20 protein-coding genes and 1 pseudogene are annotated in these 26121 nt (G+C 69.5%); 7 read left to right on the top strand and 14 right to left on the bottom strand.

Features of this window, described 5'->3' with window-relative positions; translation table 11 throughout:
• Positions 1 to 79 precede the first annotated feature (79 nt).
• From WMF29_RS04290 to WMF29_RS04280, 3 genes are all read right to left on the bottom strand, one after another.
• A complete protein-coding gene (locus WMF29_RS04290; RefSeq protein ID WP_437327615.1) occupies positions 80 to 535 on the bottom strand; it encodes a nuclear transport factor 2 family protein in 456 nt (151 codons plus the stop codon).
• Between the two features lie 84 nt (positions 536 to 619).
• Positions 620 to 1450, bottom strand: coding sequence for an SDR family NAD(P)-dependent oxidoreductase (locus WMF29_RS04285; protein ID WP_437327614.1), 831 nt, complete (start codon positions 1448 to 1450; stop codon positions 620 to 622).
• A 60-nt stretch (positions 1451 to 1510) separates the two neighbouring features.
• Positions 1511 to 1819: a hypothetical protein gene (locus tag WMF29_RS04280; RefSeq protein WP_437327613.1), complete on the bottom strand. Its 309-nt coding sequence runs from the start codon at positions 1817 to 1819 to the stop codon at positions 1511 to 1513.
• A 302-nt stretch (positions 1820 to 2121) separates the two neighbouring features.
• Here WMF29_RS04280 and WMF29_RS04275 point away from each other — a divergent pair.
• Together WMF29_RS04275 and WMF29_RS04270 are read left to right on the top strand one after the other, a co-directional pair.
• Positions 2122 to 2520, top strand: a pseudogene (locus tag WMF29_RS04275) (GxxExxY protein); the annotation flags it as partial.
• Between the two features lie 361 nt (positions 2521 to 2881).
• Entirely contained in the window at positions 2882 to 3202 is a 321-nt protein-coding gene (locus WMF29_RS04270) for a hypothetical protein (RefSeq protein ID WP_437327612.1), read from the top strand.
• 50 nt (positions 3203 to 3252) lie between these two features.
• On the opposite strand, the gene WMF29_RS04265 is transcribed toward WMF29_RS04270, so the two are convergent.
• From WMF29_RS04265 to WMF29_RS04245, 5 genes are all read right to left on the bottom strand, one after another.
• The gene (locus WMF29_RS04265; protein ID WP_437327611.1) at positions 3253 to 4212 is read right to left on the bottom strand and encodes a protein phosphatase 2C domain-containing protein; all 960 of its coding nucleotides are present in this window, start codon (positions 4210 to 4212) and stop codon (positions 3253 to 3255) included.
• 258 nt (positions 4213 to 4470) lie between these two features.
• The gene (locus WMF29_RS04260) at positions 4471 to 4848 is read right to left on the bottom strand and encodes a response regulator (protein WP_437327610.1); all 378 of its coding nucleotides are present in this window, start codon (positions 4846 to 4848) and stop codon (positions 4471 to 4473) included.
• 36 nt (positions 4849 to 4884) lie between these two features.
• Positions 4885 to 5421, bottom strand: coding sequence for a chemotaxis protein CheX (locus tag WMF29_RS04255; RefSeq protein WP_437327609.1), 537 nt, complete (start codon positions 5419 to 5421; stop codon positions 4885 to 4887).
• Positions 5422 to 5469: 48 nt separating this feature from the next.
• Positions 5470 to 8259, bottom strand: a complete 2790-nt coding sequence (locus WMF29_RS04250) for a nitrate- and nitrite sensing domain-containing protein (RefSeq protein WP_437327608.1) — start codon at positions 8257 to 8259, stop codon at positions 5470 to 5472.
• Between the two features lie 688 nt (positions 8260 to 8947).
• Positions 8948 to 9457, bottom strand: coding sequence for a chemotaxis protein CheX (locus WMF29_RS04245; RefSeq protein WP_437327607.1), 510 nt, complete (start codon positions 9455 to 9457; stop codon positions 8948 to 8950).
• 484 nt (positions 9458 to 9941) lie between these two features.
• On the opposite strand from WMF29_RS04245, the gene WMF29_RS04240 reads away from it, so the two are divergent.
• Positions 9942 to 12119 carry an alkaline phosphatase D family protein gene (locus tag WMF29_RS04240; RefSeq protein WP_437327606.1) on the top strand — a complete coding sequence of 726 codons (2178 nt, stop codon included), beginning with the start codon at positions 9942 to 9944 and terminating at the stop codon, positions 12117 to 12119.
• 36 nt (positions 12120 to 12155) lie between these two features.
• Here WMF29_RS04240 and WMF29_RS04235 read toward each other — a convergent pair whose 3' ends face one another.
• Positions 12156 to 13580: a multicopper oxidase family protein gene (locus tag WMF29_RS04235; RefSeq protein WP_437327605.1), complete on the bottom strand. Its 1425-nt coding sequence runs from the start codon at positions 13578 to 13580 to the stop codon at positions 12156 to 12158.
• A 159-nt stretch (positions 13581 to 13739) separates the two neighbouring features.
• Positions 13740 to 15260: a right-handed parallel beta-helix repeat-containing protein gene (locus WMF29_RS04230; protein ID WP_437327604.1), complete on the bottom strand. Its 1521-nt coding sequence runs from the start codon at positions 15258 to 15260 to the stop codon at positions 13740 to 13742.
• 457 nt (positions 15261 to 15717) lie between these two features.
• On the opposite strand from WMF29_RS04230, the gene WMF29_RS04225 reads away from it, so the two are divergent.
• Complete coding sequence (locus WMF29_RS04225; protein ID WP_437327603.1) at positions 15718 to 17466, top strand: DUF1592 domain-containing protein; 1749 nt, start codon at positions 15718 to 15720, stop codon at positions 17464 to 17466.
• Between the two features lie 4 nt (positions 17467 to 17470).
• On the top strand, positions 17471 to 18943 hold the full coding sequence (locus tag WMF29_RS04220; RefSeq protein WP_437327602.1) for a DUF1552 domain-containing protein: 1473 nt from the start codon (positions 17471 to 17473) through the stop codon (positions 18941 to 18943).
• Between the two features lie 18 nt (positions 18944 to 18961).
• Here the strand turns inward: WMF29_RS04220 and WMF29_RS04215 are convergent, their stop codons facing one another.
• The gene (locus WMF29_RS04215; protein WP_437327601.1) at positions 18962 to 20563 is read right to left on the bottom strand and encodes a GMC oxidoreductase; all 1602 of its coding nucleotides are present in this window, start codon (positions 20561 to 20563) and stop codon (positions 18962 to 18964) included.
• 272 nt (positions 20564 to 20835) lie between these two features.
• Here WMF29_RS04215 and WMF29_RS04210 point away from each other — a divergent pair, with 272 nt between their 5' ends.
• Entirely contained in the window at positions 20836 to 20967 is a 132-nt protein-coding gene (locus tag WMF29_RS04210; protein WP_437327600.1) for a hypothetical protein, read from the top strand.
• Positions 20968 to 21187: 220 nt separating this feature from the next.
• Here the strand turns inward: WMF29_RS04210 and WMF29_RS04205 are convergent, their stop codons facing one another.
• From WMF29_RS04205 to trmB, 3 genes are all read right to left on the bottom strand, one after another.
• On the bottom strand, positions 21188 to 21910 hold the full coding sequence (locus WMF29_RS04205; protein ID WP_437327599.1) for an MXAN_6577-like cysteine-rich protein: 723 nt from the start codon (positions 21908 to 21910) through the stop codon (positions 21188 to 21190).
• A gap of 515 nt (positions 21911 to 22425) precedes the next feature.
• Entirely contained in the window at positions 22426 to 22554 is a 129-nt protein-coding gene (locus tag WMF29_RS04200; RefSeq protein ID WP_437327598.1) for a hypothetical protein, read from the bottom strand.
• Between the two features lie 18 nt (positions 22555 to 22572).
• Positions 22573 to 23253 carry a tRNA (guanine(46)-N(7))-methyltransferase TrmB gene (gene trmB / locus WMF29_RS04195; RefSeq protein WP_437327597.1) on the bottom strand — a complete coding sequence of 227 codons (681 nt, stop codon included), beginning with the start codon at positions 23251 to 23253 and terminating at the stop codon, positions 22573 to 22575.
• A gap of 111 nt (positions 23254 to 23364) precedes the next feature.
• On the opposite strand from trmB, the gene WMF29_RS04190 reads away from it, so the two are divergent.
• A complete protein-coding gene (locus WMF29_RS04190; RefSeq protein WP_437327596.1) occupies positions 23365 to 25641 on the top strand; it encodes a hypothetical protein in 2277 nt (758 codons plus the stop codon).
• The last annotated feature ends 480 nt before the right edge of the window (positions 25642 to 26121 follow it).

The raw sequence follows: 26121 nt of genomic DNA, 5'->3' as shown, positions 1-26121 counted from the left end.
GGGAGAAATTCATTTCTTCTTCCTCCCCGCCTCCCCGCCTCCCTGTGAAATTTATCCGGGTTTCAACGTGATCGGTTTTCTAGAAGATCGGGAGCCCGCTCATGGTCGAGCTGGGCACGGAGCGCCGTGAGTCCCAGTGCTCGACGATGTCGCCATCCTCGACGCGGAACAGATCGTAGAAGCCATAGGCGGCGTTGTTGCGCTTCCCTTCCGACAGGGTGAAGACGAAGTTCCCATCGGCGATGAGGTGGTGCACCTTGACGTAACTGATGCCCTCGTCCTTCACGTACTCGACGAGCGCGGCGGGGCCGCTCGCGTCGGTGTCGCGGTGCTCGACGTAGCTCGCGCCTAGGAACTCCGACGCTCGCGCGTGCGCCCCTCCGATGAGCACGGCGTCGATGAAGCTCAGCACGTGCGCGCGGTTCTGCCCCGTGAGCGCCTCGTCCTCGACGCCCTTCGGGCGGTCCGTCGCCGAGGCCTGGTTCGAGTCGGAGTCCCAGTGCGCGGCGCACGGGCCGCGGAGCGTTTCAAACATGCTGAAGTTCTGAAGGAGCCTTTCGAATGGCGAGCTCAGTGTCTGCGCCGAGGAGTGGAGCACCACCTCCCCACGCTCGAACGCTCACCGTCGCGTCGCTCGCTCTTTGGCGATCTCGCCGCGGCCGCCCTTCTCGACGAGCGCCGGGAACATCCTGCCGAGGCGCCAGAGGAAGCGTGCGCGCGAGGGCAGCACGATGACGGGCTCGTCGTCGGCCGCCGCATCGAGGGCCTCGCGCGCGAGCGCGTCGGCCGGGTAAGGCGGGCCGGCAAGGGCCTCGAGCAGGCGTCGTGCGTTCGGAACCCACGGGACCGCCGGCAAATCGAGGGGGTTCTCGGAGTCCAGGATCGGGGTCTCGACCGCGGCCGGGCAGAGCACGTTGACGTGGACGCCGTAGGCCGCCGCCTCGATTCGCAGGCTCGTGCTGAGGCCGACGACGGCGTGCTTGGTCATCGCGTACGGCGTGAAGAGCGGTGCTGGGCCCAGGCCGGCGAGCGATGCCACGTTGAGGATATGGCCGCTCTTCTGGCGCACCATGATCGGGTAGCCCGCTACGATGCCGTGCAGCACGCCGCGCACGTTGATGTCGAGGACACGGTTCCAGTGCGCGAGCGGGATCTCGTGCGCCTCGCCGGCGACGCCGATCCCCGCATTGTTGATGAGCAAATCGAGGCGCCCGCCACGGGCAGCGGTGTCCTCGATGGCCTCGCGCATCCCCGCTTCGTCGCGCACGTCGAGCGCGCGCGACGAAGCGCCGTTTCCAGCCTCGACCGCCACCTTCGCGGCGGCGTCGCCGTTCACGTCCGTCACCGTCACGCGCGCGCCGCGCCGCGCGAGCTCCAGGCTGAGCGCTCGACCGATCCCCGAGCCGCCACCTGTGATGAAGGTGACTGCATCCTTCCACGTTTTTTTCATGGGCTCTCCGAGACGGACAGGCAACAAGATACGCTCGCTCGTGTCAAGCTCCCGTTCGGCTTATTCGGCATCGTCCTCGTCGACTGTTTTAAAGAAAGCGTGCCCCGTGTTCTTGAACCGCAGAAATCTCCACCAACTTAAGGCGTCGATGCCCTCCACCTTCAGCACCGGTGCCCCACCCTGATTCAAGAGTGCATACTCCCCAGTGGTCCAGTCCGCGAGGACCATCGCCTTGGCGATTTCTTCTGCTTGCTTCACTGAGCGGGCTCGAACCGCGCGCGTCGCGAAGAAGCCAATGATCGGTGGTTCCCCGTCTGCCCCTTGGACCTTTATACCCTTCCCTTCGAGAATCACGCTGTAGTAAGGCATCGACCCATTCCTGCTCGAGAGGCCGAACGTCTTGCCGGTGTGCCACCGCGAGAAGCGCCGCCGGCACCAGCGGTTTGTTGGGCGGGAGACAGCGGAAGAGAGAGTATACAGGGAGACGGGGAGACGGGGAGGAAAGAAGAGAAAGAGAGAGACCAAGGTGGAGAGGCAAGAGGTGGGGAACATCCTTCGAGCCTGCTCGCTTGGGGTCGACTGCTTTCAGGTCGGTCGTTTGCAGGGCGGTTCCCGGCGATGTCAATCTCGCGCAACCAGAGCTGGCCCCGCGTCGACATATAGGCATGAGCATGGACTTGGTACAGGGAGACAGGGAAACGAGGAAATTGTGGAATCTGTCCGAGCGAGTCATTGGAGCGTGCATCGATGTGCACCGTCACCTCGGTCCCGGGCTCCTGGAGTCTGCCTACGAACAATGCTTGTGTCATGAGCTGTCGCTCATGGGCTTGAGCTTCGCCAGGCAAAGGCCACTTCCAGTGACCTACAAGGGAGCCACGCTCGACTGTGGCTATCGACTCGACGTTGTCGTCGAGGGAAAGCTCATACTGGAGCTCAAGGCTGTCGATCACCTGCTGCCAGTCCATGAAGCTCAGGTGCTCACATACCTGAAGCTGATGGACCTGGACGTCGGGTTGCTCGTCAACTTCAACACGCCGGTGCTCCGCCGTGGGATCCGACGACTGGTACGCCGCGGAGCGCAGGCTGTCCGGTTCTCCCGATGTCGAACTGAAGACGACCACCCCGGCACCACCAGCCGCCCCGCATCGATGCCGCCCGAAGCAGTCGCCGCCGAGCCTGATGGTTCGAACGACTGATCCCCATCTCTCGCCTCCCCGCCTCCCCGCCTCCCTGTGAATCTTTCCTTCTTCCTCTCCGCCCAACACCGGCGCTAACCTGCACCGAGGTCCAACGATACCGCAAGCTCACCGCGAAGGATAGACTCTGGCAGACTGATGTGCCAAAGGCACGTCAGTCGAAACAACCTCGGACCGGCCCCGGTGTCAGGTTCAGCGGCTCGTTAGGGGGCGTCCACACGTCGACCAGTCACCTGTGTTGCTGAAGACGTTCGAGCTCCACGGTCGCACGCGCGGCCTCGTCACGCAGGCCAAGAACCCCGACGGCATCTCGCCACAGCTCAAGGGACGACATGTGTTCGGACCGGAGCTCGTCGGGTCGGCTGCCGGCAAGCGCAACTACGGTCTTCGCGATGGCGGCCGCCTTGAGATGCTGGCCCTCGGCGAAAAACTGGCGAGCGACCTCGAGCTATGCGGCAGCAGCGCCACGAAACTCGTTTCTTTTCGCGAGTTCGTCGGCCCGGCGCAGCGCATCGCGATGGTTCGTTCCGTCGGTTGCCACTCCAGGTCCCCCTAACGAGTTGCCACTCTGCCGCGCCGCGAAGCGGCGTCGGCAGCAGCGGCAGGTTAGCCGACGCACTCGCCGAGCACCACCGCGACGTCGTCGGGCCGGTTGCCCGATGGAAGAGTCACCGCCTGGATCAGTGCCTCGACCGCCGTCTGCACATCGCCTGTGCGAGCGAGAGCGCCGAGGGTCGCCCACGACGCGTACTTCAGGAGGCCGTCGGTTGCGACCAGGAGGCGCCCCGTGAGCGGCCGTCGGGGGATGCCGACGGGGCTGCACGCACCGCTGCCGACCAGCGGCTTCCGAATCTGCCCTGAAGTCAGGTCGACCAGCCCGTCCAGCTCGACGACGAGCGCGCCCGAGTCCCCGACGCTGGCCCCCCAGAGTTCGCCTTGGCTCACCTGGACGACGACGAGGGTCGTCTCGCCGCACCTCGGCTCCGCTTCCAGCTCACCGTCGAGTCGGCGGATGCGCTCGCACCAGGAGTCCGGATCGAGCTCTCTCTCCGCGCCGAGCGCCACCATCGCGCCCGCCGCCGTGCTCGCCGCGGCCGCACCGCCCGCGAGCCCGCCGGCGCCGTCAGCGACGGCCACGGTCCATCGATCGCCGCGGCAGCTCAGATCGAGGCGATCCTCGTTCCTGCTGCCTGCCACGCGGCGTGACCAGAAGCGCATCCATCCAGACGGGCGCTCGAGCTGCGCGTACTCGTCGCCTCCCACCGAGGACCTGATCTCTACGCTGGAAGCGACATTGTTCTCGAAGCGGAGAACGGCGCCCTCTCCCTGGCCGCACCTCGAACAGCCGGTCTCGACGAACCCGGGGACGGCAACGAGTCCGCCGACATTTTCGCCGTCATCTTCGAGCGGCGCCGGACGCCCGGGCGGATCGAACCAGCAGAGCGCGTCACCGAGCCTGTACTCGTGCTGCCTGCAACGGCCGTACTTGTACTGGATGCGCCACTCTTGGGAATGCCCGCAGCCGGGGCAGTCCGCTCGGGCGATGACCACATCAAACAATCCCATGGTGCTTCGCCCGGCTAACGAGTAGTCGACAGGTCAACCGAAGCCGGTGGACCAGGTCTGCCCATTCGGGCGCCCTTGGTGACTTTCCGCACAGAGAGTCACACGGATCGGCGCTACGCCGCAAGCACCGAGCGCTGTCCAGCGCCGCAGGGCAGATCCGCCCAACCCCGGCAGCAATCGCCGATTTTCGGATGTACCGGGGAGCGCCCCTCGATCGGGCCGATCTCGCGGGGATGGCCGCCGCGCGCGGCCGCAGCTTCAGGGCTCGCCGGCAAGCTTCTTCACCGCCGCGAGCAACAGATCCGGCTTGAACGGCTTGATGATCCAGCCCTTCGCGCCCGCCTTCCGGGCCTTCTCGATGAGCTCCGGCTGCCCCTCGGTGGTCAGCATCAGGATCGGAACGCCCGGCGCGAGCCCCTTGTCCCGCAGGCTCTGGATCATATCGATGCCGTTCATCACCGGCATGTTCACGTCCGCGATGATCATCGCCAGGTCATCCTTGTGGGCGGCGACCGTGGCGACCGCATCTCGGCCGTTGTCCGCTTCCAGCGTGCCATAGCCCGCCCCCGACAGGAGAATGCCGACCTGCTGGCGGACCGTACTCGAATCCTCGACGAGAAGAATCTTCTTGGCCATGTGACGTGTCTCCTCTTGTGTGTACGGCCATCCGGCTCAGAACAGCAGCACTTCGCCCTCGGGCTGCGGATCGGGCATGTTCACTTCCTCGAGCTCCAGCGCGGTGTCAGGGGCCAGCGCGTCGAAGAGCACGACGAGCCGGTCGGGCCCCGCGGCGAACAGGAGCCGCCGGAAGCCCTCGCTCTGCTCCTCCCTGGCGCGCAGGTGCTCGCCGATCGCGGCGCTCGGCGTCGAGAGCACGATGACCAGCCCGAGGTGGCGCAGGCGGTTCTTCACCCGCCCGAGGAGCTGGTTCGAGAGCTCGCTCGCCCAGTCGCACACCATGTCTTCGTCGATCTCGCGCTGCTCTTTCAGCGGGTGGCTGCGCATGATGAGCGCCACGGGGGCGACGAGCGTCAGGCTCCCGCGAAGGTGGTCGCCCGTGAAGCCGATGAAGGAGACCACCGCGTTGCCCGGCGTCGCCTCCGACGCCGCGTCGTCCAGCCGCAGGAGCTCGACGCCGTTGTCGCGAAACAGGTGCACGCACGACGAAGCGAGCTCCTCATGGATGCGGTCCCAGCTCTCCGAGTTCATTCCCCTCTCCTCGATCTCTCGCTCTGCATTGTCGATGTGCTCACCGTGTCACGCGCTCCCCGACGCCATGCCCGGGCTCGATCCGCCCCGCGAAGGGGGAGGTACCAGCGAGGCCCGCCCGCTCGGAGGCGGCAGCGAGGCAGTCGTGAGCGACACCCCCGCGGCGTCGCTCGGCTCCCGGGGGAACCGGAAGCGGAAGGTCGTCCCCCGGCCTCGCTCGGTGTCGAGCTCGACCCGGCCGGCGAGCCGCCGGCACTCGTGGAGCGCGACGCCGAGACCGACGCCGCGGCCGGAGACGTCGGTGACCTGCTCGGCCGTGCTGAAGCCGGGCGAGAACAGCGCGGCCTCGAGATCGCGCCGCGTCGCGCCGGGCAGCCCGACGGCCACGGCCTTCTCGCGCACGCGCTCCCAGTCGATGCCCGCGCCGTCGTCGCCGATCTCGATGACGATCTCGTCCGCCGTCATCCGCGAGCTGAGCGTGAGCTTGCCCCTCGACGGCTTGCCCGCCGCCTCGCGCGCCTCCGGCCGCTCGATCCCGTGGTCCATCACGTTGCGCACGACGTGGCCCAGCGCCTGCCACATCCCGGCGAACCGCGACGCGGGCAGCCGGACGCCCCCGGCGTCGATGCGCACGTCGGGCTTCGGCTTGCCGAGCTTCCGGGCCAGCGTCTCGGCCTGGTCCTTCATCCGGCTGAACCGCACCTCGGTCCGCTCGTCGCGGAAGGCCGCGATGGCCCGCTCGATCTCGGCCGGATCGCGGCGCTGGCGCACCATGGCGAGCAAGGCATCGACCTCTTCGTGGCCGACGTCGGCGCGCGAGGACTGCGCCGTCGACGCGAGCAGGACGCTCACGCGCCCCACGAACGCGAGCCACACGTCCCTCAGCGCGTCGATCTGCTCGTCGGACGGCAGCGCGCGCTCCTCGACGACGAAGCTCTCGATCTCGTGCGCCACCCTCGCCACGCTCGTCACGTCCCAGAGCCCGGCGTTCCCCTTGATCGTGTGCACGAGGCGCATCACCTCGTCCACCTCGCCGCTGGACCGCGCGCTCACCGCGTCGACGAGCTTGGTCGTGTCGTTGACGAAGCCGACGAGGCCGAGCCGGTCCTTCACGGCCCGCTCGAACACCTGGATATACTCGTGCTGCTGCTCGGCCTCGCGCACGGAGGCGATCGTGGACGTGACGTCCGTGATCACCATCAGCGCCCCGCTGAACTGGCCCTCTCCCGACAGGATCGGCTTGAAGCCGAGCGCGAGGTAGCGGCCCTCGCGGTGCAGGGTCTTCGGGAGCTGGTCGAGGACGACCTCGAGCGGGAGGAAGTCGTCGCAGGCGGCCTCCCACCCCATCCTGAGGAACGCGCGGGCCCGCGGATCGTGGCCGGCGATGCGATCGGCGAAGTGCTCATCGCCCGCCGGTACGCCGAAGAGGCGCTCGAAGGCGGCGGAGTGCACGGGCTCCATCGTGCCGTCCCGGTGGATCGTCACGAGGGCCTGATCGACGTTGTCGAGGACGAGGCGCATCTCCCGGTTGCGCTTCTCGAGCTCCGAGGTCCGCTCCGCGACAGTGGCCTCGAGGTTCTGCCGGTGCCCCTCGAGCACCTCGTCGCGCGCCTGGATGCCCGCCAGCATCTCGTTGAAGGCGTCCGTGAGCGCCCCGAACTCGTCGTCGGCGGTCTTGCGGGCGCGCGTCGTGTAGTCGCGCGTCCGCCGGACGTGGGCCGCGGCCTCGCCGAGGACCTCGAGCGATCGGGAGATGCCCCGCACGAGCACCAGCGCCAGCGCGACCGACACGAGGAGCACGAACGCCGAGACCGCGATGCCGTCGCGCACCGTCCGCCGCGTGTCTGCGACCCTGGCCGCCGCCGCGCGCCTCATCCCGGAGATCGCCTCCTCCTCGATCGCGGCGAGCCCGTCGACGCGCCCCTGCTGCGCCTCGAACCACACGTCGTGATCGATCGCCAGCGCATCGTCCGTCGACGTGATCGCCGCGGCGCGCAGCTCGTCGGCGCGCCGCACGCGCGGGTCGGAGCGGGCGGCGTCGTAGAGCGCCCGCGCCGGCTCCGACGCGTTGGCGATGAACTCCTCGTGATAGAGCTGCTCCTCCGTCATCAGCGTCACGAGCGTCTTGAAGGCGCCCGGCTCGAACTGCGTGGACGCGAAGGCGTGCGCGAGCAGCGCGTGCTGGCGGCTGGCGCGCTCGGCGAACTCGTGGACGGCGACGATCGACTGGATCCTGCGCAGGAGCTCGCCTTCGTCGCTCAGCTCGGAGAGGCCGGCGTTGGCCCGGATGAGGCTCACGTCGATGCCGCCGAAGACCCTCAGCACGCCGTCGAGCGACACCGTCTTCGCGTCGGCCTCGCTCCGGAACGCGCCGAGCTCGCCGACCTTGGCGCGCGCCTCCGCGAGATCGCGGGCGAGCCGGCGCGGCAGCCCGGAGAGGTCGCGCGCGGCCAGGAACGCGTCGAGGTCGGCGAGGCTCTCGTCGGTCGCCGCCCGCGCGTCCCGGAGATGGCCGCCGGCGCGCAGGAGCTCCGCCGCGCGATTGAGCGGCGGCGTGGCGCGCCGCTCGACCTCGACGTCGGTCGTCTCCGGAGGCCGGGCCTCCAGCCCCTCGACCAGCGCGGTCCACGCCCGCTCCTTCTGGAGGGCGTGCAGCGGCTTCGCCATGATCGAGGAGAGCTGCGCGAGGTCCTCGATGGAGCCTATCCCCGCCGCCCTCGCCGCCTGCTGCCGCGCGTCGCCGACGATCATCGCCGCCAGCAGCAGGGCCCCCGCGACGGGGACGCCGGCGAGCGACCACAGCTTCAGTCGAATCGAAGCGCTACGCAATGTCGGCATGCCCCCGTCCCTCCGGCGTGGCCCGCGCGGCGCGGCGCCCGCGCGCATCTCGTGTGCTTCGTGACGAGGGATCTCGCGCGAACGCCTGTCCCCGCGCGCGGCGCGCTCAGCACGAGCACCGGGCGAGCTGAGCCCCGCGCGTGACGCGCGCGACGCGAACGACGCGAACGACGCGAACGACGCGAACGACGCGAACGACGCGAACGACGCGAACGACGCGAACGACGACCGACGCGTGCACACGTGGAGTCATCATCGACGTTCGCCCGCACACCATGTGTGCTCTCCTGATTCACGTTCTTTCCTGTTGTGATGTCTCACCCAACTGTGGTGCGAGCGTGATGGAGCGCGTCGAGTTCCCCGCCCGTCCTCGTCGCTGTGTATGCTACGCGTGAAGTTCGCAAGTCCGCAAGAGCGCGTGCGACGTCGGCTGGAACCGCAACGAAGGCTCCGCGGACGGGGAGAAATCAATGATGATGGGTCGGAGTTCACTGCCGCGAGCGCCGGCACGGCGCCTTGCGCGCGCGTCGAGCGCGTCCATCGGAGCAGTGCTCGTCACGGCATCTCTCGCGCATGCGCAGAGCCCTGGCGCCGGCGTCGCCCCGGCGCCCGCCGCGACCGGAGCGCCTGCCGCCCCCTGCCGCCACCGGCAGCGGCGCCGCGGCAGCGCTGTGCCGCGCAAGAGGGCTCAGAACAGGATCACCTTGCCATCGAGCGGGAGCGGCGACGAGTTCGAGAACACCAGCGAGCTCTCGTCGAAGTCGCCGCCCAGCGTGACGACCACCTCGCCCTTCAACGTCCGGAAGGCATAGCAGAACTGCTGTTTGCTGCCCCGGTACCGGCGCGCCACGTCGGTCGCGCGGCGCAGCTGCGGCAGCTCTGCGTGAAGCGCTATCTGGAACCGCGCGAGGCGGCTCTTCACCTTTCCCATGAGCTGATTGACGACCTCGCGCATCCAGTCGTCGACGCTATCGAGCGTGGGCGGCAGCCCCGTCATCCCGCGAAACACGCCGGGGTGCGCCGACAAGGCCAGCAGGCCGGAGAAGCCGGGCGCAGAGAACTCGACCGTGCTCGCAGGATCGCTGTGGACGAGCGCCTCGTCGCGGCGCTCCCCGAGGTCCGCAGGCGCTATGGCGACGCCGTAAAAGTGGAAGAGCTCCACGGTCGCGCCCTGAACGAGGACGTCGATGGTCCGCACCTTGCGCGAGGAAGCAGACCTCGAAGCAGGCGACCGCTCGCTGGACGGGCCGGAACGCCCGGGCCCGGAAGGCTGCCCGAATGGAGGCGGGGGGATCGAGTCGCGACGCTCGGCGCCAGGACGGTCAGGGACGCTGTGCCCCGACCTCATGTCGGACCCGCCCTCCGGTGTCCTGCCCCGCTGCCGCATGATAAACGCTCAACTTAGCTCATCTATCCCTTGAAGACCAATGCGGTCCCAGGACAGGACTCACGAGCACCCGACAGCTTATCTACCACGCTTAGTCACGTTTGGCCACGTTTGACCACGCCCGTCAACGCTTGGCCATGCTCGGCCATGCTCGGCAATGCGTAAGCACGCCCACTTACCTCACTCACCGGACGCCGCGCTTTGCGCTTTACGGGCGTGGCCGCCAGCGCGCGAAGCGGCTGGGTCCACGAGGAGATTGACATCGGCGAAAGTTCCAGGATTCCCTGGTCGCCCGATGCTGAAGCGCAGAGATTTCCTTCGAGCCACGCTCGTCACCGCCGGCGCGCTGGTCGTCCCGGCTTGCGGCGGCGACCCCGAGACGATCAACCCGGTCGAGCTCGATAACGAGCGCGAGCTGGCAGACGGCTCCGAGTTCTTCCCCCAGTCGGTCGCCTCCGGCGATCCGCGCCCCGGCAGCGTCGTCCTCTGGACCCGCGTGCAGGACGGCGCAGAGGATCTCGATCTCGAGGTCGAGGTCGCGACCGACGCCGGGTTCGCGCAGCGGGTGGCGCTCGACGCCGGACAGGCGAAGGTGAAGGCGCTCGCGAGGCACGATCACTGCGTGAAGGTGAAGGTCCGCGGCCTCGCGGCGGGCACGGTCTACTACTACCGATTCATCTACGTGAAGGGCGAGACGAGCTATGCGTCTCGCGTGGGGCGCACCAAGACCGCCCCGGCCGAGGAGGCCGACGTCAAGGTCCGCTTCGCCTACGTGTCTTGCCAGGATTACGTGGGGCGGTACTACAACCCCTACCTGGCGCTCGCCCAGGAGGAGCTCGATTTCTTCGTCCACCTCGGCGATTACATCTACGAGACGGACGGCGATCCCAGCTTCCAGAGCACGAGCGGGCGCCGCGTCGTCTTCACCGACGTGGCCGGCAGCATCTCCCTCGGTGACGGCGACGGCGCCTACCACGCGGCGAGATCGCTCGATAACTACCGCGAGCTCTACAGGACGTACCGCTCCGACGCGAACCTCCAGAAGGTCCACGAGAGCTTCCCGATGATCGCCACATGGGACGATCACGAGTTCTCGAACGACTGCTTCGGCGCCACGGCCACGTATTTCGACGGCCGGCAGGACGAGACCGACGCGGACCGCCGCAAGGCCGCGAACCAGGCCTGGTTCGAGTACCAGCCCGTCGATTACGGCGACGATGTGGAGCTCGACCCGGGCGCCTCGCTCCCGGACGAATTCCACATCTACCGCGACTTCGTGTTCGGCCGGCACGTCCACCTGGTGATGACCGATCTGCGCAGCTACCGGCCGGATCACCTCATCCCCGAGGACGCTTTCCCCGGCAGGGTCGCGCTCGATCAGCCGAAGCTCGTGGCCGAGCTCGGGGAGGTGCCCGCGGCCGCCCTGCCCTACGTGGACGTGGAGACCTACGGCGACGGCATCTATGCGCCGGTCCTCATCGGGGCCGCGGAGACCGTGGGCTACGATCCCGCCGAGGTGACGGGGAAGATCAGCGTCGCCTTCATCAACGAGATCGTCGCCGCCGCCAACGAGGGCCTGCCGGCGGACATGCAGATCCCGCTCATCGACCCCGCGGAAGCGGGCCTGGAGCGGGGCATCGCCTACGTGGATTTCGGGAAGATCAACGCGTACGGCATGATCGGTACGCGCTACTTCACCGCCAAGGACACCTTCGATATCTACGCTGCCATCCGCTACAAGGAGACGCAGGGCGCGAGCGAGGACATGATGGGCGCCCAGCAGGAGGCCTGGTTCCTCGACACCATGGAAGGCTCGAAGGCGACCTGGAAGGTCTGGGGCAACGAGTTCTGCCTCGTCCAGCTCGCCGTCGATCTCAGCCCCTACTCCCTCCCCGCCCAGTTCAAGCGCAGCTTCTATCTGACCACCGACGCCTGGGACGGCTTCCGCAACAAGCGGGACGAGCTGCTCGAGAGGCTCGTCGGGCTGGGGGGCGTCGTGGCGATCACCGGCGACGTCCACGCCTTCTACGCTGGAACGCCCGGCCCGAGCGGCGATCCCACGAAGAAGATCGTCGAGCTCGTGGGCGGTTCCGTCTCCTCGGCGTCCTTCCGCGAGATCCTGACGAGCCAGGTCGCGAGCGATCCGACGCTGCGCGGGCTCCCGGGCGCCGCGGCGCTCGCCCTCAGCATCGACTCGCTGCTCACGTCGCCCGAGACGAAGATCAACCCGCACCTCGCCCACGCCAACAGCAACGCCCACGGCTATGTGGTGGTCGAGGCGAGCGGGCAAGAGCTCGTCGCCGACATGCGGAGCATCAAGGGCGCCGAAGCGCAGACCGACTACTCGGGGAGGATCGACGATCTGAAGATCAGCAGCACGCGCTTCCGCGCCCTCCCCGGGGAGAGCGAGCTCTACATGGACGACAAAGGCACCTGGAAGCGCTGGGATCCCTCGACGCAGGCGTGGGTCTGACGCCCTGCGGCCCTCGCACCTCATCGGAGGGACCGTTCACGGCATCAGGTGGAGCATCGCCATCATCCCCAGATCCGCGTGGTCGAGGATGTGACAGTGGAACATCCACATACCGGCGCGGTCGTCGAACGGAATCGCGATCCGCACGGTCTCTCCAGGCACCAGGCTGACGGTATCGCGCCATGCGCGCACGGGCGGCCCGGCGCCGTCGATGTCGAGCACCTGAAAGAAGAACCCGTGCAGGTGGAACGGGTGATCGTAGTTGGTGGTGTTCGTCAGCGTCCAGGTCTCGACCGTGTTCGTCTTCGCAGAGAACATGAGAGAGCCGCCTGTCTGGCCGTTGATCCCGAGCACCGCTCCGTCGGCGTCGCCCTGCTCCATGAACTCCACCGCCTGCCGCTGCGCGCCCGTCGTGTCGATCGAGGCGATCTCTGCCAGTCGCTCGGGAAGCGGCGGCGCGCCGCGCCCCGGAGGCTCGTCGGCCAGCTCGAGGCGCATGAGGTCCTTGGGATCGTTCTCGCTCGGCAGGTGGAATCGATTCGCGTCCAGGAGCGGGATCACCACCGACTGGCCCTCGACGGGCAGCAGGTAGAGCTCAGCGCGCTCCCCCGGGGCGAGCGTCACCTCGTCCACCGGTAGCGGGCTCTCCGCGAGGCCCCCGTCTCCGCCGATGCTCACGAGCGGCTGGCCCGGCACCGCGAAGCGAAAATAGCGGCTGCGCGCGGCGTTGACCACCCGCCAGCGCTGCGGAACGCCCTCCCGGGCGGCGACCGTCGGCAAGATCTTCCCGTTGACCAGGACCCTCGATCCCTCGCGCCCGAAGTAATCGCCGAACCATCCGCTCTCGTCGGCGGCGGTGAGCGAGCCGTCTTCCTCGATGCCAATGTCGCTCATCACGAGCAGCAGCTCGTCGCCGAGCGGCGCCTCCTCCGCGGCCTCCTCGACGACGAACGCGCCGTAGAGGCCCGCGCCGACCTGGGCGCTCGAGCGAAGGTGCGGGTGGTACCAGAACGTGCCCGCGTCCGGCACGGTGAAGGAGTACTCGAAGCCCTCGCCCGGCTCGATCGGCTCCTGCACGTGCTGCGTCCCATCCATGGCCGCCGGCACGCGCAGACCATGCCAGTGGACCGTCGTCGCCTCGGGCAGGTGGTTCTCGAACTTCACCACCACGCGATCGCCCTTCTTCGCGCGGATCGTCGGACCGGGGAGCATCCCGTTGTAGGTCCAGACCTCGGTCGTGAGGCCTGGGACCACCTCGATCTCGGCCACCTTGGCCTCGAGGTGCACCTCGACAACGTCCGGCGCGGGGTCGTGCTCCTCGGCATCCGGCAGCCGCAGCGCGTCGTCCCAGCCCGCCGGCTGCCGGAGGTCCGGCGGCGGCTCTTCCGCGCCGCACCCCGCGAGCAGGCCCACGAGCGACAGGGTGACCGCAACCTCTCCGGCAAAGCGTGCCGAGGACACGCATCCTTTGCGCCTCGCGCGGGGCAAGGCGCATCCGATCCAGCGCATGCGCCGCCCTCTGCAAGGCGTGAGCCCTCACGGGCGAGCCGACCTGGTTGTGGGAGTCGACCCCCGCGGGCTGCGGGGTGAGCCTCGCCGCGCGGGACTGCGCGGCGCGGGCTACCGCCCGAACGCGCCGATCGTGAGGCTCGCGCCGTCGTTGCGCGCCCTGGCCTGCTGGTGCGGCGTGTACTGGTGCTCGACCGGCGGGAGGCCGTCGAGCGACGCGCCGGCGCCGATGAGCGGCGCGCTCGCGGCCGGCATGAAGTCGTGGTCTGCCTCCGAAGCGAACGCCGGATCGACGCCGAAGAGCGAGTCGTCCAGGCCGTCCACCCGCCCGACCACCTTCACCACCTCGCGGACGGGATCGAACGGCAGCCATCCGTTCGTCACCCAGTTCCCGGACAGGGTGAGTGCCCCGGCGGCCACACCGTCGCGGTCCCCGAGGAAGGTCACCGCGCGGAGCTCGGTCGGCTCCAGGCTGCTGGCGAACACGTTGTTGCGGGCGTCGATCCGCTCGTCGTTGGTCGAGGCCTCGAACATCGAAGAGCGATCGTAGTCCTCGTAGTCGTCGTTGTTGACGAAGACGGTGTTGGCGAAGAAGTGGAGCGTGCCCTTCCTGTAGTACTCGGTCTCCCCGCTGTCCCCGCCATAGTGGATCATGGACGGGCCGTAGCCGTTGCGCAGGAGCACGTTGCCGTAAATGAACGTCTCGTGGAACGACGGCAACGCGACCGAGTCGGTCGCCTCCTGCGCGTCCACGAGGTCGATCAGGTGGGCGCCGTCCTCGATCCAGTTGTACCGGATCACCACGCCGGCCGAGCGCTCCTTGATGTTGTTGCCGTGGCCGCCGCGCGTGGGGCCGAAGCGGTTGAACTGGTAGATGACGTTCGAGGCCTCGTTGTAGACGTTGTGCTCGTTGTAATCATCGAGGCCGTTGTCGTGGATGTAGTTCGACTCGATGAGCACGTTCGTCGTCAGGATATCCCCGCCGGCCGTGCCGATGAAGAGGCCATTGGCGTTGTCGTGCACCTCGCAGGCGCGGATGGTCACGTGATCGCCGCGCTCCACGAAGACGCCGGCCGCGAAATCCGCGTAGGTCGCCCGAGACCCCGACTTGTCGGTGAACCCGTGGGGGGGCGATGCGTTCTTGATCTCGAGCCCCTCGATCGTGATGTGGGTGGGCTCGAGCTCGTACGGGTCGTCGTGCTTGTGACCCACGATCACGACCCCCCGCACCTGGTGGCCGTCGAAGGGGAAATCGAGCTCGGGCCGGGTGGTCGCGTCCTCACCGTCGATCACCGGCAGCTCGCCGTTCGGCCCCGGAACACCACAGAGCCGGATCGGCTGCTCGGCCGTCCCCTGGCCCCCGAGCATGATCTTCTCGTGGTACCCCTCGGCACGCCAGAAGATGCGCACCGTGTCGCCGGCGACGAGCGATTCAAGCGGGACGTCGCCGATCGCCTCGAACGCCTTGCCAGGGCCGACCTGGTAATCCTTGCCGCTTCCGACGTGGCTGCAATCGACGTGAATCGGCGGAATGTTTACGACGGGCGGAGGGAGCGGCGCCGGACCGCCGTCGGCATACGTCGTTCCGCCAAGCTCGCCGGTGCAACCGGCGGCGAGGAGCAATCCGGTCACGCAAGCTCGAACTCTCACAGAATTCTCCACGATATGGGCCATAGAAGCTCCATTGTAATTTTACAGTTCGCGAGGCCTTCTCGCCTCAGTGCGGCAAGATGACACGCCGATGCACTTTGTCATGCGACCGGACATTGCTGTTGTCGCATCTTCCGCCCCCGATGTAGCAGGATGTAATCCAGACTCGCGCCCGATGTCGCTTTCGCGCCATTCGAGACGATGACGTAGGATATGCACAGGGTGCATGAGCTCCATGCGGCCTATGAGCTGGATCCCACCGATGAGATAATTGATTATCCACGATGGATAGAAGCCCCGGTTCGGCGATCGCTCGATGCCGATCCCCGACGGACAGCGAACACGCAGCACAGCGCGGCTTGATAATTCCCAGGAGAATCGAGTCGACGCCCCTGCGATCCAGCCCGCTGTGTTCAGCGACCGCGCGAGGACTGAAGCCATGAAGCGAATGAAGCCCAACCGCGTGAGACCCCTCGACGTTCTCGATAGATTCGCCGCGCCAGGGCGGCGCGCGACGGCGCTCGCTGGCGCGGTTGTCCTCGCGGCGTCCCACCTGCTCTCGGGCTGCGTCGGCGACCTCGGAGGCGACCGCGGCGGGTCGCCGAGCGCGAGCGGGCTGGTCGACGTCGCTCCAGCGGGGATGCGCCGGATGACACCGGAGCAGTTCACGAGCTCGATGCGCGACCTGTTCGGCGATCCGGGGCTCGAGCTCGACCTCGACCCGGACGCGGGAGAGGTCGCCTCGCTCCTCGCCGTGGACAAGCTCAACGCCGCGGCGGAGGCGATCGTCGCGCGGCGCGCGTCGTGGGGGACACCGGTGTTCCCGTGCGACACGAGCGGCGCGGACGACGAGGCGTGTGTGGACAGCTTCGTGCGGACGTTCGGGCGCCGCGCCTTCCGGCGCACGCTCGACGAGGCCGAGGTCGCGATGCTCAAGGGCCAGTACGCCCGGGCGCGGGAGGAGCAGTCGTTCGAGGACGCCCTCCTCGTCGTGCTCGAGACCATGATCCAGTCGCCCAACGTCTATTACTTCGTCGAGCTCGGCCGCGACGGGGACGGGAGCGAGCCGCTCGCCTCCGGCGTCCGTACGCTCACGGGCTGGGAGCGGGCGTCGCGCCTGTCGTATTTCCTCTGGAACACGACGCCGGACGACGCGCTGCTCGACGCCGCGGAGTCCGGCGCGCTCGACACGGCGGAGGGCGTGCGCGCCCAGGCGGAGCGGCTCCTCTCGAACGACCGCGCCCGCGCCACGGCGAGGCGCTTCTTCGCCGATTGGCTGGAGCTCGACGGCACGAACAAGCACGCCTCGCTCGAGAGCGCGCCGAAGAGCCCCGAGTTCTATCCCGAGGATTCACCCGGGCTGCGCGCTGCCATGCGCACCGAGCTCGAGGCCCTCGCGGAGCGCGCGCTCTTCGAGGGGGACGGCAGGTTCGAGTCGTTGCTCACGACGACGGACGCCTATGTGAACGGGCCCCTCGCCGCGCTCTACGGGGTGGAGGGCCCCGCCGACGAGCGCACGTTCTCGTGGGTCTCCCTCCCCCGCGATCAGCGCGCGGGGATCTTCACGCGGGCGGGCTTCCTGAGCGTGTTCGGCAGCATCGAGGTCAAATCGCCGATCCGCCGCGGCGCGTACATCCTGGAGCAGGTGCTCTGTCACCCCCTCGGCCCGCCGCCCCCCAACGCGAGCGACGTGCCGGTCAAGGGCGGAGCCGTCGAGGAGAACGGCGAGGTGGTGCACAGGACGATCCGGCAGGACGTCGAGGCCAAGACGTCGAGCGGCACCTGCGCGAGCTGCCACAGGATCATCAACCCGATCGGCTTCGCGTTCGAACATTACGACGCGCTCGGACGATGGCAGTCGCAGGAGGCGGGCGGGGACGCACAGGCCCCCTACAAGCTCGACATCGACGCACGCGGCAGCCTCCCTGCGCTCGCTCCGGACGAAGATGAAGTGGAGGTCGACAGCGGCGTCGGGATGTCGGCGGCCCTCGCGGCGAGCTCCGCGGCGCGCGCTTGCCTCACGAAGCGCTTCTTCCAGACGGCGCTCCGGCGCGTCCCGATCGACCAGGATCTCGCGTCGATCGAGGCAGCCACGCCGACGCCCGAGAGCGGCGGCAGCATGCGTGATCTCATCCTCTCCCTCACGACCAGCAATGCCTTCTTGCACCTGCGCCAGAAGGAGGAGTGAACCCATGCGCCGCGCCGCTTTCAGCCGAAGGAATTTCCTCCGCACCGCGACCGGTCTGTGCGTCGCCCTGCCGTTCCTCGAGGCGACCCATGGGGACGTCTGGGCCGCGAACGGCAGGGCCAGGCGGTTCATCGTGTTCTTCAGCCACGGCGGCACGATCACGTCCCGCCACGCCTCCGGGGAGAAGGGGGATCCCTGGAAGCCGGGCGCCTGGAGCATGCTCGACCTCTGGGCCCCCGGCGACGAGGGGTCGGCGCTCGAGGCTCTCGGCGAGGAGATGGCGCCGCTCGAGGCCCACAAGGGCGACCTCACCCTGCTCCGCGGCGTCGACGACGCCGCCGGGATGCTCCAGGGAGACTACGGCGGTCACCACGGCTGCTCCAACGCGACCGTGCTCACCTGCGCCGATACGACCTCGGGAGGCGACGACGCCAGGGCGCTCGGCCCATCGATCGATCAGGTGATCGCGCAGCGGCTCGCCGGCGAGAGCCCGGCGCCGTTCTCGTCGATCGATCTCATGGTCGACGGACACAACTACGGAGAGCCGCTGTACAACGCGGCGGGCGAGCAGGTGTCCAGCGAGAAGGACCCGACGAGCGCCTTCGACCGGCTCTTCCAGGATGTCACGGAGACCGGGGCGGGTCCGACGCCCGAACAGCTCCGGCTCCGCGCGCACCGGAAGAGCGTGCTCGACGGTGTGAGCGAGCACCTCTCGGCCCTGAAGGGGCGCGTGAGCGCGGCCGACAGGCACCTGCTCGACGCGCACGCCGAGCACATCCGGAGCCTGGAGAAGAAGCTCGAGGGCATCGCCAACCTGGCGGCCTGCACGAAGCCGGACGTCGGCGGGGCGCCCGTGTACCAGGGATACGGATCCTACACGGGAGGGGGGATCAAGGAGGCCGCTCCCCTGCTGGTCGACGTCCTCCTGCATGCGTTCCGGTGCGGCCTCACGCACGTGGCCACCTTCCAGGTCGCCGACGTCCTGACGAGCTGGCTGCCCCAGCCCTACAGCACCGACCTCGGCCACAGCCTCGGCCACGCCGGCCTCGACGTCGGCCCGAGCGGCGCGGAGCCCGACAGGCTCGAGGACTGGCGCGCGACCATCCTCGCGAACCGCAACTGGCGTATGGAGCTCTTCGCACGCCTGCTGGACGGGCTGAAGAGCACCCCCGAGGGCGACGGCACGATGCTCGACAACAGCGTCGTGCTCTTCACGAGCGAGTTCGGGTGCGGCGGCGGGCACTCGCCGCGCGATATCCCCGTCCTGCTCGCCGGCAAGGCAGGCGGCAGGTGGCCGGGCGGCCGCCACGTCAACTACAACAAGCGCGCGAGCGCGGATCCCACCCAGTCCGAGTACGAGACCGACGCCTCGATGCACAACGTCTACACATCGATCCTGCGCGCCTTCGGCCACGAAGACGAGCACTTCGGAAACGACACGGCGTACAGGAAGGGCCCGCTCGCGGAGCTGCCGTGAGAGGCGTACGATGCTCCTTCAGCGCGCGGCCCCGGAGAAGGCGGGGTTGTCGCGCCTCGCGGGCAGCTTGCTCATCGCCCGTTCGGCCATCGCGGTGATGGTGAGCGACGGGTTCACGCCCAGGTTCGAGGGCACCATCGAGCCGTCGACCACATAGAGGCCCTCGTGGCCGAACACCTGGTTGCGCTGGTCGATCACCCCGTGCTCGGGGCTCTCGGCGATGGCGCAGCCGCCGAGGATATGCGCCGTGGTCGGCACGTTGAGCACCGCTTCGTTGATGGCGTTGCGCGGGGTGCCGTCCATCAGCACGGCGAGCCGCTTGCCGACCTCGTTGGCGACGGGGATGTACGCCGGCGGCTTCGGCTGGTCGGGCGGCCTGCGGGTGGTCATACCGCCGCGTTTCCAGACGAGCTGCATGTAATTGTCCAGCGTCTGCATCACGAGGAGGATCGTGGAGCGCCTGGCGAATTTGAACGGCAGGAGCCCGGAGATCAGGTCGATGGGGTGGAGCAGCCGCCGCCCCAGCCAGCGCAGCCAGCGCGGCAGGCCCGGCGCGTCGTCGGTGAGCACCGTGCCCAGCGCGCCCATCACGTCGGAGCCGGCCGGGTATCGCACCGGCTCGATGTGCGTGCGCGCGTCGGGGTAGATGCCGCTCGTGATCGCGATGCCACGGGAGTAGTCGATCCGATCGTCGCTGGCCGTCACCCCGAGGATGACCTCGCTGTTGGTGCGCACGTAATGGCCGAGCTGCGGAGAGAGATGGGGTAACCGGCCCTCGGCCCTCGCCTTCAGCAGGAGCTTCACCGTGCCCAGCACGCCGGCGCTGAGCACGACCGCGCGCGCCCGGAGCGTGCGGCGGCGCTTCCTGAGCAGCGCGGTGGAGCGCTCCAGGGTGAGCTCGTAGCCGCCGCCCGGGAGCGCGTCGATGGCGGTGACCATCGTCTCGGGCTGGATGGTACAGCCCTTCTTCTCGGCCAGATAAAGGTAGTTGAGATCGAGCGTGTTCTTGGCGCCGAAGCGGCAGCCCACCATGCAGCCGCCGCAGTGGACGCACGTGGCGCGGTCGGGACCCTCGCCGCCGAAGAACGGGTCCGGCACGCGCTGCCCTTCCTGCTCGCCCTCCTTCGCGAAGAGGACGCCCACGCTGGCGACGTGGAACGTGTCCCCCCGGCCCATCTCGTCGGCGATCTGCCGGAGCTGCCGGTCGGCCGGCCACAGCTTCGGGTTCGCTGTCACGCCGAGCATGCGCTTCGCGAGCTCGTAGAAGGGCATCAGCTCGTCGCGCCAGCTCGTGCCGGCCGGCCAGCCGGGGCTGGTGAAGGCCTCGGGCGGGGGCACCAGCAAGGTGTTGGCGTAGACCAGCGAGCCGCCGCCCACGCCCGCGCCCGAGAGGATGAGCGTGTCCCTGAGCAGCGTCAGCCGCTGGATGCCGTGACAGAGCAGCCTGGGCGCCCAGAGGAACTTCCGTACATTCCAGTTGGTCTTCGGGAAATCCTCCTTGCGCCAGCGCTTGCCGCACTCGAGCACGGTGACGCTGTAGCCCTTCTCGGTGAGGCGCAGCGCGGAGACGCTGCCGCCGAAGCCGGAACCCACGATGGCAAAGTCGACGTCGAAATCCATGCTGCCCGCTTCTCGAGGAGGAGTATGGCCCGGCCGGTCCCCCGAGCCCACCGGCGGACGCGACTCGGCCTCGCGCCTCGCGCCTCGCGGACGGAGCGCCCGCGCTCCACGCCACCGCCGCCGCGAGCGACGCGCGCCTTCCTGGAGAGGCGCACGCCTCCGCACGGATCTCGGCGGCCGGAGGACGCTCTCGACGTCCCCGGTGCGCCCAGGCCAGCGCCGGTGCTGGTCGGCTGCTCGCTGCGCAGCAGCGTTGCGCGGCGACGCCCGGCGTGAACGTTTACGTGAACGTTTACGTGAACGTTTACGTGAACGTTTACGTGGTCGTGGTCGTGGTCGTTCACGGCCTACCGTTGACGACCACGACCACGACCACGACCACGACCACGACCACGACCACGTAAACGTTCGGATGTAGGAGAACGCAGCGGGAAGCTTGGTTAACGCCTATGCCGTGGTCACCCGCTATGACCCGGACCGGAGCTGGAACGGCTATACGATCTTCCAGGCCGCGGGGAGGTCGCGGACGGCGCAGCCAACGGTACGCGGCTCATCGAGGCTCATCACACCTCCGAGTGGTGAGCGTGCGCCGGAGCAGCCCCCTCTTCCGTGTCCTCCACTCCCCTAGCGGCAGATACCCGTGATGCAGCTCTGTCCATCGTTGCAGACCGTACCGCATCCTCCGCAGTTGCTCTCATCGTTGCTGAGATTCACGCATCGGCTACCGCAGTACGCCAGCCCCGCATTGCACGTGCACTCGCCGGCGGTGCAGAAGGAGCCGCCGCCGCATGTGTTGCCGCACGCGCCGCAGTTGAACTGATCGAGCTTCGTGTTGACGCAGAGCGGATCGCAGTAGGTCTGCCCCGCCAGCGGGCATGTGCAGGCGCCGGCATGGCAGGTCGAGCCCGCTTTGCACGTGGTGCCGCAAGCCCCACAGTTCATGCTGTCCGTCTGCGTATCGACGCACGCGGGATCACAGAACGTCTGGGTCGGGGGACACGGAGGTTCGCTGGCCCCACCCTGCCCCCCCGCGCCGCCGTCACCGCTCCCGCCTTGTCCTCCGGCGCCCCCGAGCCCGCCTGCGCCGCCGGTGCCACCCGCGCCCCCGTCACCGCTCCCGCCTTGCCCTCCGGCTCCCCCGAGCCCGCCCGCGCCGCCGGTGCCACCCGCGCCGCCGTCACCGCTCCCGCCTTGCCCTCCGGCTCCCCCGAGCCCGCCCGTGCCCCCCTGCACGTCTCCACCGCTCCCCGCGTCTCCGCCGGTAGCGCTGGCCGTGCTCGTGGTGGTGGAGCCTGACGTGGCGCTCGTCTCCTCCTGGGTGCTCTCGTTGCTGCTACATCCGACCATCGGTACCAAACAGACGCCCACGCCCGCCAGCCAACCCAGGATCCACATATTCACGCGCGCACGATGCATGCCGTCCTCCAGGTGTAAGAGGTAAGTGGAGTCGTGCCAACATCGAGGCTTGCTCTGGGCAGCTTCGACGACTCCCATGGACCGCTGTCGCTGCAGACGGCGCGCGCGGCTCAGCTTTCTTCATCTCGAGTCCCGAGAGCCTCAGCCTCTGTACGGGGAGCCACGGAGAGCCCAGGGCGACTCGTTCGCTCGCCCCTCGCGTCCCCATGAAAGATGGCCCGCATTTCAGCAGGACACACCTGAGCCTCGATAACGGCCGACCGGCCGCGTCCTCGACAACGAGGCGCGCAACTCCCACTGTTGCGTCGCCACGGCGGTGTCGGCCCACGACGAGGGTCGGCGGCGCACATGCGACGATGGGCTCTGCTCGGCGCGCAGGCTCGGCCCCCTGCCGCGACCGGCAATGGCCAGCTCAGCGCGCTTCGCAGGAGCTTCTGATCACCCGACTACAGATCGCCCCGCCGCAGGCGCGCCATGATGAATGTCCGGGCGAGGATCGCGACGGCGGCCGCGATGCACTCGATGTTCGAGGGCGTGACGTGCAGCGTTGTCGCCTTCCGCCTCGCGCGCCTCATCCACCGCGCCCAGCGGGCTCAGCCATCGTCGCGGCTTGGTTCCAATCGCGCGCCGACGGCCGCCCGCGGCCGCCTCCGGTAGAGCAGCCGGCTCACCGGCAGCCCGTCGGCGATCGCGTGGTGCTCGCGGGGGCTCCGCGCGCCGTAGGGGTTCTCGGCGAGGTGCGGAGAGCCGGGCGCGTCGCCCGCCGGCTCGAACGCGGGGTGCGCGCCGATCTGCTCGGCGTAGAGCGCGCCGCGCTCCTCGACGTCGGTCTGCACGAAGAGCTCGCCGCCGTCCACGAGCAGGCGCGCGAGGCTGTCGAGCAGCGCCGGGCCCATCACGAGGCGCTTCGCGTGGCGCTTCTTCCACCACGGATCCGGGAAGTGCAGGAAAAACCGCGCGATCGACGCGTCGGGCCGGAGCCGCGCGAGCGCCTCGCGCGCGTCGGCGTTGAGCGCCCGCACGCGTCCGCCGAGGCCGCCCTTCCTCAGGCGCCCGTCGACGATCGCCGCCCACTTCAGGCGGATCTCCAGCCCGAGCAGCCGCGCCTCGGGGCTCGCCGCCGCGCGCTCGAACAGGAAGCCGCCGCGGCCAGGGCCGATCTCGATCTCGACGGGGCCGGCGCCCGGGATCAAGGCGTCGATGGAGACGTCGTCGCCGTCAGGGAAGCGAGGCGCGTCGGCGTAGGGGTGGTTCGGGCGCGGCTGGAAGACCATGGAGCCCCGGCGCTCTACCAAATGCCGGCCGCCCCCGCGCGGGAAATCCGCCGGCCACCGGGCGCGGGAAATCGCTGTCCCCGGGCGGCACGGTGGTATGCGTCGGGCCCCATGGCGGCTCCTCCGGCCCCCTCCCGGCTGCGCGCCCTCGGCGCGCGCGCCCTCCCCTATGCGCCCGCCCTCGCCGCGAGCGGCACACTCGGCGCGCTCTGCGTCAGGGCGATCCTTGCGCAGGCCGGGGGCCCGGCCCTGCCGCTCGACGACGCGTTCATCCACATGCAATACGCCCGGCGGCTCGCCGAGGGCGGCTTCTTCAGCTTCGTCGCGGGCGACGGCTACTCGAGCGGCGCCACCAGCCTGCTCTGGCCCGTGCTGCTCGCCCCCTTCCACGCGCTCGGCCTGCGCGATCTCTCGCTCGTCTATGCGGTCTGGGCGCTCGGGCTCGTGTTCCACGCCGCGCTCGCCGTCGAGACCGCGCGCCTCGCGCGCCCCCTCGCCGGCCCCGCGGCCGCCGCCGGCGCGGGCGCGATGTGCGCCGGGTTCGCCGCGTTCGCGTGGTTCGCCTGGAGCGGGATGGAGACGGTCGCCTTCGCCTGGATCCTCACCCGCACCGCGCGCCTTGCGGCGGCGCTCTGCGAGCCAGCTCCGCCGGATCCCGCCACGGACAGCGCCGCCCCGGCGCAGCCGCTCAGCGCGCCCGCGCAGCCGCCCACCACCTCCGCGCAGCCGCCCAGCGCGCCCGCGCAGCCGCCCAGCGCGCCCGCGCAGCCGCCCACCGCCTCGATCGCCCGCTCCCTCGCGCTCTGCGGCTTCGTCGCGCCTCTGCTTCGCCCGGAGGGCGCCCTCGCCTCCCTGCTCGCCGCGGTCGCGCTCGCCCTCTGGGCGTCACGCTCCGCGCCTCCGGCACCGCTCCCGGCGCCGCCCCTCCCCGCTCCGTCGCCCTCCCGCGGCGGCGCTCTCTGGCACTCCGCGCGCTCCGCCGGGCGCCTGCTCGCCCTCGCGCCGCTCCTCGGTCCGCTCGTCGTCCCGGCCTTGAACCTGCTGCTCGCGGGCCACCCGACCTCCTCGACGACCTCCGTCAAGTGGCTGATCGGCAACCCCAACTACGACGGGCCGACGCTCGGGGCCGCGCTCCTCGACAACGTCCGGCTGCTCGTGACCGACGTGATCGACGGAGGCCAGTGGACGGCCGTCTTCCTCCCCGAGGGCTCCGCCGCCGTCATCGCCCTCGGCGCCGTCGCGCTCGCCGTGGCAGCGCACCGGAGGGGCCGCCCCGCGCACGCCGCGATCGTGGGCGCCCTCGCGCTCGGGGCGCTGCTGCCCTGCACGTACCTCAGCTTCCTCTGGAACCGCGTGCGGTACGTCTGGCCCTTCGCGCCGGCGTGGATCGTCATGGCCGCCTGCCTCACGCGCGAGCTCGGCGACGCCGCCCAGCGGCTCCGGCCCTCGCTCCACTACGTGACGCCCCTCCTCGCCGGCGCGTTCGCCGGCGCCCTGGCCGCGCGGCTGCCGTGGGCCATCGGCGACCTCGCCAACTCCGCCCGCGCCATCGATCGGCAGCAGGTCTGGCTCGGCCGCTGGGCCGCGCAGCACCTGCCGGAGGACGCCAGGATCGGCGTCAACGACACGGGCGCGCTCGCCTACTTCAGCGGCCGCAGGACCTTCGACGTCGTGGGCCTGACCACCGAGGGCGAGGCGCGCTACTGGGTGGCCGGCGCCGGCTCCAGGTTCGAGCACTACGAGAAGCTGCCCCCGGAGCGCCGGCCGACCCACTTCATCGTCTACCCGCACTGGATGGCGTGCGCGCCGGTGCTGGGCCGCGAGCTTGTCGACGCCACCGTCGAGGACCAGGCCATCCTCGGCGGCACCACGATGATCGCCTACGAGGCGCGCTGGGACCTCCTCGGCTCAGGGGCGCTGCCGGTGCGATCCGTGCCCGGCGAGCGGATCCTCGACGAGCTCGACGTCTCGGACCTCGAGTCCGAGGCGGCGCACGCCTACGCGCTCGATCCGCTCGCGGACCAGCGCAACATGGCGATCGCGCTCGCCGCGCCCGAGAGCAGCGCGCCGGGGGAGCTCGACCTCACGCGCCCCGAGCTCGCGGACGCCGGCCGGCAGCACCGCACAGCCGACCGCTTCGTCGCCCACCTCGCGGCGCCCCCCGCCGAGGCGCGCCTCGTGCTCCGCGTGGCCTCGGACGAAGGCGCCGAGCTCGCCGTCTCCGTGGCGGGCGAGGAGATCGGCTCCGTCGACGTGCCGCGTGGACCGTGGGTGGAGCGGGCGCTGCCCCTCCCCGCCGCGCGCCTCGCGACGCCGACCCCGATCGCGATCACCCTGCGCCACGGCGCTGGATTCCACGCCTTCCATTACTGGATCGCCGGGCGCTGACGCCGGCCCCGGCGCGGTCGGGTACGGGTCGAATTTGGACAGGGAGGCGGGGAGGCAGGGAGAAAATACTCAGTAAATCTCCCTGCCTCCCCGTCTCCCTGTGATCTTTCTCGGGCAAAGTCGACCACCACCCGCGGCTGGCCCCCGGGGAACACCACATCTTCTCACATCGAGCTCCCATCGAGTCACGCCCGGGAGCAACTCCCGCTCCCAAGATGCGCTCTCGAGAGCGCTCCGTCGGGCTCGCGGCTCGCGGCCCTCCATGTCGAGCGTTCAGGACAGTCATTGACGCATCCGGGCATTCGTGTAACATCGGGATGTTCGCGCAATACAGCAAGTCAGCGAACAGATCCGTTGCAGATTCGTGGGGGAGACCGGGCAGCGCGCGCCCGTCGGCGCCGTCGCGCACAGCCATGGCCGGCGGACCAGGCGTGCTCCACGACCTCGGGCCATCGGCACGCCGGCTCGCCCCGATCGTGT

Origin of the sequence: Sorangium sp. So ce381 (assembly GCF_051473845.1) — a bacterium.
GTDB classification, from domain to species: domain Bacteria; phylum Myxococcota_A; class Polyangia; order Polyangiales; family Polyangiaceae; genus Sorangium; species Sorangium atrum.
Note: the sequence above shows the minus strand (reverse complement) of the source record. Positions and strands in the feature narration are given on the sequence as shown.